This window comes from Citrobacter sp. MGH105, from assembly GCF_001037485.2.
Lineage (GTDB): Bacteria > Pseudomonadota > Gammaproteobacteria > Enterobacterales > Enterobacteriaceae > Citrobacter > Citrobacter portucalensis.
Genome location: NZ_CP073052.1, coordinates 1 through 4,724, shown reverse-complemented (window position 1 = coordinate 4,724; position 4,724 = coordinate 1). Strand labels below are relative to the sequence as shown.

The following is a 4,724-nucleotide window of genomic DNA, read 5'->3' as shown; positions in this document are numbered from 1 at the left end:
CACTCCATAATATGATCCATTTTATCCCATTCTCTAACTTTTCCACCAAATCCCTCCGGTGTTAATTCTCTGGTAGTTGTTTTTATATGGCTATGTGGTTGGGTGTCGATATCGTGTATAGCCAGATCTACAATCATTCCCTTTGATACGAAAGCCTGTTGTGCAAAGTCTAAAATCAAGGCTTTGTTCTGTTCTGGGGTTAGTTCTACCAATAGGGAGATTTTGAAGTCTTTGGCAAGCCTGGCATCCTTCCTCTTCTCAATGGCCTCTATGGTGTTCCATAGGGTCAACGGTGAAGCTGTGAGACTCTCAGGGGCATTCTCCGGGGCTAAAATGCCAGAGTAGTATAAACCCCCTTTTTTGGTGTAATCGTAGGTTGTGCCGGTTCGTTCGTCTGTATATCTGGCTCTGTTCTGGTATGCAGAAGCAGCAACAGACGAAGCCGATTTTTTGCCTGAGTTTCTACTCACACTGGAAACATCAAAATAATATATAGCCATATTGTAAAACCTCCACTTTTCTATTTTTTTTTGGGTTTGGTTTTTGCTTTTCTTTTTTCCCGTTTACGGGGAAAAACCCTGGCGTTGCGTTAGCAATGCGGAGAAGGGCTTCAAGTAATTTTTCTTTTTCGTAAACTCAAAATAAAAAACTTTCAGAACGGCAAAAATGCTTTTCCTTATTTTAGATATAACATAAATTTGACTAAAGTAAATTGTGGAGGTATATGGTTATTAATTAATCTAAATATAATGGAGGTTTTTATGGTAAGGAGGAAAATAACAGTATCAGATAAAACAAAGGAACTATTTAAACCTTTTTTTGATTTGAGTTCATACAAGGAGAAAAAAGAAGGCTTCGAAGAAGAAGAGTATAAAAGACTCGTTGAGTTGTGTTTTAAAAGTATGGGAAAAGGAAAACTCAGCATTAATAGACCAATGGCAACCGGTAAAGGAATTTTAACTTTTATATATAGGACTGATAAAGATTTATTGTTAGACGAGTTTATAGATAGATTTGAGAAGAAAATAACTAAAAAAAGATATATGGATTTTTTGCTTTTTATTTTGGTTGACGATACTAAAAACATAGAAAAAATAGAAAAAATGTTTACTCGAATTTGTTGGGTAGATATTGAAGATAATGTTTTAAAGGCTATTAAATGTTTAAAGGCTGACGGTTATGATTATAAAGGGTTTGGTGATTTAATTGATTATTTTGAGGGTTTAAAAAGGGTTAGATTAGAAAAAGAGGAACTTAATAAAATTATGGCTTCAAGTAAAAATAAAAAGAGGGGGAGATTATGAGGAGAACACCAGAACAAAGAAAAGCATATTTAGAAGCCCAGCTTAATAGTGTTAAAGCAAAGATAAACAAGCAGAAAAGAAAAGATTACACTGTTAAGAAAAGAGAAACGGATCATTTAAAATATACTTTTGCAGGTGATATTTTAAAAGTTATGGGGTGCGACGTTCGGGAAGTTGATCTTGCTTTGGTGCTTGGTGCTGTTTACTTTGCTACAAGTGAAAATGCAAACCCTAAAAATGTAGAGTTATATAAAAAAGCAGGTTTAGATCTTTTAAAGAAAAAATAGAATTTTCCCTCCAATGTTAAACCGTCAAGGAGAAAATCGGGGGTTCCCTTTTAAGGGTTCCGATTTTGTACTTGTACGGCTCTCCAATCAATACACACTTGGCAAAGGTAGAAGGTGAACAAAGTGAGCCTTCTACCTGTTAAGCCGTCTTTAAATGTTGTTCATTCGTCCAGGATTGCATAACTAAGTTATATACCTATACCATTGCCCCGGTAGGGGTTGCCTTTGGTTTTAGGGGTTTGGTTTGAGGTTGCCGAAGGCGACCCCTCCCCTTGTTTAGTAAGAAACAAATGGAGGCAAAACTTAGCCTCTAAAACTCCCCTGAAAGCCCCGTCATTACTGGCTTTAACCCCATTTTTTTAGCAGTTTTCAAGGGGGGTAAATAGCACTTTTTGCTAAAGAATTTTAGAACAAAAAATAATCAATTCCCCAGATATGGGACAGCACCTTCAAGATCGCCAGAAAACACCCCAAAAAATGGGACGACACCTTTTAAAACTATCCGACAAACGGAAGATTTGGGACGGAACATTTAGAACACCGGTTTTTTGGTGTGAAAAATGGGACGGGTCTAACCGTAACGGCATAAAAACACGGAAAAAATGGGACGGTATCGACTTTTGGCGGTGGGGGAAGTTTTGGAGGTAGATCTGATAAGTGCTTGACTGATTTGACAAAAAGAAAAAACCCCGTAAAGTTGGAATTGTCTAGATTCATACAATACGGGGTATTTCTTAATATGTTTACAGGGACAAGTCTAATTAATAAAAGTAGGTCTGTCAATAGACCGGATAATCTAAAAGAGTTTGCCAGTGTAAACGGTGAACGAATAACAGAAAGAAAAAAAGAGACCTTTAATATTGCTTTGTCTATGAAAGACAAAGGCGAAGATCTACAAGACGAGACATTAACTAAAAGGGCTGAAAGGTCTTTAAAGTGTTCTTCTTTTCGTTATATCGCCACAGTTAACGGACAGGCTCAAACCTTATATACTCACCGTTGCAAAGGTCGCCATTGCCAGGAATGCCAAAGAATTAAGGCTTATATCTGGCAGAAAAAAAATGAGGCTATTTTTCCAAAACTGGAAGAAAACTATCCAAATGCAAAATATTTATTTGCGACATTCACGATTAAAAACCCAAAAATAACAGATTTAAGGGTCGTTTTATCGGTAATGAATAAAGCAGCAAATAGACTTTTTAAAATGAAAAAATATAAAAATTTTATTCTTGGCGGTATCCGTTCGACGGAGATCACAAGGGGAAAATCTGGGGCAGACGAATGCCATCCCCACTTTCATTTTTTGTTAATGGTAAAAGGGAATTACGGTAAAAAATACTATGTAAATCAAGAAGATTGGGGGAAAGATTGGGGGGATTGCCTGGCTTATGAGTGTGATAGGGCAGGGTATCCGTATAATCCAATCGACTATCCTCGTGGGTTCCCAATCGTGGACGTTGTAAGAGCTATGGATAAAGAAAAGAAAATTGAAATCACAAACAAGAATATTAAAAATTCGGGTGAAGCGATTATAAATTATGTTCTAAAATATTCCGTCAAAGGTAGTGATATTTTAGACCATAAAAAGGGAAAAAATGACGATTGGTTTTTTGAATTTGATAAGCAAATAAAAGGTTGTCGAATGATAACACCCGTCGGAATTTTTAAAAAATATTTAAGTGAAATTAAAAAAGATCCATTTGATTATGAAATCGAAAAAGCAAAAATAGAGGAAAGATTGGGACAAAATTATCAGGTTAATAAAGTCATATTTAAAAAGGGTGATTATAAACTCGAAAATAAAAAAGATAATGAGGGTTATTTATTAGAGGCATTGGAAGCAAAAGCCTATAATTTCCAGCAATTATATTTAACTATATATAGTGATTATATTAAGTTCTATAATGACACTAAAAGGGAAATATCTAAATTAGAAGATAAGTTATTTAATGAAGATAATATGTTGATCGAGTCTAAAATAGGTAGATTATTATTAATTCAGGAAGACAGGAAAAAGCGAATTAATAATACTATTGAAAGTTTAAAAAGGGTTGGTTATCTTAAAGAAGAAAAAGGTCTGTATTATGACGAATGGGGATCGCTTTGGGCAACATTTGAAATTGAAAAACCTACTATTGAGATAGTGGAAATTAATGATTTTGCTGATATGTTTGAGGTGTGGTAATGAAAAAGAAACAGAAGCCTAAAAAAAGAAATCGTAATAAAAAGAGTAAATTCTTTAAAATGCTAATGGCTTCGGTTCGTGAAGCCGTTGAAATTTCAAAAGGAAATATTGAGCCAGCAAGGATCACAATTTTAAAGAAAGAGTAGTATAGTATATTGTAGTATATAGCCCTATATACCTAACCCTTTCTTTTTCTTTTGCTTAAAGTCGTTAGGTGAAATATTATTTTTTTCAGCCAGTCTGTTAGCCTCGTCCTCTAATTTTTTCTTCTCTCTTTCTTCTTCGGCTTTTGCTTTATTACTGGCTGTTTGCTGTTTAATAAGTTTATTATTTTCCTTATTCCATTTTTTATCGTCCTCTATATTATAAATATTCCCAAACTCATCCATTTTGTGAGTTTCTCTAAATATTCTTTTTTCTTCCTCTAATTCTTTCTCTCTTATTTTTTTCTCCCTCTTTATTTTTCTATTTTCTGGTATTGATATAATGGCTTTTGTTAGTTTATCTAATTTGTCATTTAGGATATTATTTAATTTTGAGTCGGTGATTTTATTATTTAAATTTCTAATTGCCTCGGAAATTGATTTATATATTTTTGACGGTCTAAATTTTTTATCTAATTCTTTTTGTATTTCTCTTAATTCTCTGGTGTTTTTAATTCTAAAATTTTTAGCCTTTTTTAATATTTGTTTTTTTGCCTCCTGTTCCTGTTTTCTTATTTCCTGAAATTTGGGATCGCCCCAGTCCTTCTTGCTGATAGTTTTCATTGCTGGTCTATTTAATTCGATAGCCTTAGAAGCAAGTTTTATTTTTTCCTCCAGGTCGGTTGTTTTGTCCATTTCCTCCAGTGCTTCTTTCATTTGTTCTTTTAATGTTAAATGGCTAATGGTTATATCATGCCCAGCCTTTAATAAATGTTCGTTAGCCACTTTTGCCCATAATTCCCTC

The 4,724-nt window shown here is 34.0% G+C and carries 5 protein-coding genes and 1 pseudogene; 4 read left to right on the top strand and 2 right to left on the bottom strand.

The genetic code is table 11. The features are described from left to right. Window positions 1-500 (bottom strand): MobA/MobL family protein (locus SK35_RS26780; RefSeq protein ID WP_215268668.1); only part of this gene is annotated, 500 nt, incomplete at its 3' end. Window positions 501-761: 261 nt separating this feature from the next. Here SK35_RS26780 and SK35_RS26775 point away from each other — a divergent pair. The 4 genes from SK35_RS26775 to SK35_RS26760 all read left to right on the top strand — a co-directional run bounded on the left by SK35_RS26775 (window position 762) and on the right by SK35_RS26760 (window position 3,922). Further along, window positions 762-1,304 (top strand): hypothetical protein, encoded by a 543-nt coding sequence (locus SK35_RS26775; RefSeq protein WP_048216457.1) that lies wholly within the window; start codon window positions 762-764, stop codon window positions 1,302-1,304. Next, a complete protein-coding gene (locus SK35_RS26770; protein WP_048216456.1) occupies window positions 1,301-1,591 on the top strand; it encodes a hypothetical protein in 291 nt (96 codons plus the stop codon). The genes SK35_RS26775 and SK35_RS26770 overlap by 4 nt, the downstream gene beginning before the upstream one ends. Before the next feature lie 739 nt (window positions 1,592-2,330). Then, on the top strand, window positions 2,331-3,776 hold the full coding sequence (locus SK35_RS26765; RefSeq protein WP_053071046.1) for a protein rep: 1,446 nt from the start codon (window positions 2,331-2,333) through the stop codon (window positions 3,774-3,776). Then, window positions 3,776-3,922 (top strand): hypothetical protein, encoded by a 147-nt coding sequence (locus SK35_RS26760; protein WP_156174812.1) that lies wholly within the window; start codon window positions 3,776-3,778, stop codon window positions 3,920-3,922. The genes SK35_RS26765 and SK35_RS26760 overlap by 1 nt, the downstream gene beginning before the upstream one ends. A gap of 24 nt (window positions 3,923-3,946) precedes the next feature. On the opposite strand, the pseudogene SK35_RS26755 reads toward SK35_RS26760, so the two are convergent. Beyond that, a pseudogene (locus SK35_RS26755) lies at window positions 3,947-4,724 on the bottom strand (MobA/MobL family protein); the annotation flags it as partial.

Coding starts and splice junctions, on each gene's coding strand:
- SK35_RS26765 (WP_053071046.1), top strand. CDS start 2,331: ATGTTTACAGGGACAAGTCTAATTAATAAAAGTAGGTCTGTCAATAGA.
- SK35_RS26760 (WP_156174812.1), top strand. CDS start 3,776: ATGAAAAAGAAACAGAAGCCTAAAAAAAGAAATCGTAATAAAAAGAGT.
- SK35_RS26770 (WP_048216456.1), top strand. CDS start 1,301: ATGAGGAGAACACCAGAACAAAGAAAAGCATATTTAGAAGCCCAGCTT.
- SK35_RS26775 (WP_048216457.1), top strand. CDS start 762: ATGGTAAGGAGGAAAATAACAGTATCAGATAAAACAAAGGAACTATTT.